The sequence below is a fragment of the Gottfriedia acidiceleris genome (assembly GCF_002128425.1).
Classification (GTDB): domain Bacteria; phylum Bacillota; class Bacilli; order Bacillales; family Bacillaceae_G; genus Gottfriedia; species Gottfriedia acidiceleris.
Map to the genome: position 1 here is coordinate 1 of NZ_NESS01000039.1, position 793 is coordinate 793.

Genomic DNA, 793 nt, shown 5'->3' on the forward strand with positions numbered 1-793 from the left:
GCCGCCAGCGTTCGTCCTGAGCCAGGATCAAACTCTCCATAAAAGTTAAGTTTAAATCTTGTTATTGCTCAAAAAACTAATAATTGACGTTTACTTCATGTTTTGTTTAGTTTTCAAAGATCATCTTGGTGGAGCCTAGCGGGATCGAACCGCTGACCTCCTGCGTGCAAGGCAGGCGCTCTCCCAGCTGAGCTAAGGCCCCATGTTGAAATGGTCGGGAAGACAGGATTTGAACCTGCGACCCCCTGGTCCCAAACCAGGTGCTCTACCAAGCTGAGCCACTTCCCGTAATATGGCGCGCCCGAAAGGACTCGAACCCATAACCTTTTGATCCGTAGTCAAACGCTCTATCCAATTGAGCTACGGGCGCATATTAAAAATGGTACCGAGGGCCGGACTCGAACCGGCACGGGGTCAACCCCCGCAGGATTTTAAGTCCTGTGTGTCTGCCATTCCACCACCCCGGCAGCATATGTGGAGCGGAAGACGGGGCTCGAACCCGCGACCCCAACCTTGGCAAGGTTGTATTCTACCACTGAACTACTTCCGCGTATACTGCTTATAAATATAAATGGTGCGGGTGAAGGGACTCGAACCCCCACACCGAAGTACTAGATCCTAAGTCTAGCGCGTCTGCCAATTCCGCCACACCCGCAATATTTTCTTTTTTTAGAAAATGGTGAGCCATGAAGGATTCGAACCTTCGACCCTCTGATTAAAAGTCAGATGCTCTACCTACTGAGCTAATGGCTCATAAAGAGTGCCGACTAGAGGACTTGAACCCCCAACCTAC

Annotated in this window: 7 tRNA genes; all 7 read right to left on the reverse strand. The window is 50.4% G+C overall.

Annotated features, from left to right (window positions below):
• Positions 1-126 precede the first annotated feature (126 nt).
• Positions 127-202 (reverse strand) — tRNA-Ala (locus B6K90_RS23235).
• A gap of 9 nt (positions 203-211) precedes the next feature.
• A tRNA-Pro gene (locus tag B6K90_RS23240) sits at positions 212-288 on the reverse strand.
• A 5-nt stretch (positions 289-293) separates the two neighbouring features.
• Positions 294-370: transfer RNA gene (locus B6K90_RS23245), tRNA-Arg, on the reverse strand.
• Between the two features lie 10 nt (positions 371-380).
• Positions 381-467: transfer RNA gene (locus B6K90_RS23250), tRNA-Leu, on the reverse strand.
• 8 nt (positions 468-475) lie between these two features.
• Positions 476-550, reverse strand: a tRNA-Gly gene (locus B6K90_RS23255).
• 22 nt (positions 551-572) lie between these two features.
• A tRNA-Leu gene (locus B6K90_RS23260) sits at positions 573-655 on the reverse strand.
• Between the two features lie 22 nt (positions 656-677).
• Positions 678-753: transfer RNA gene (locus B6K90_RS23265), tRNA-Lys, on the reverse strand.
• Between the last annotated feature and the right edge of the window lie 40 nt (positions 754-793).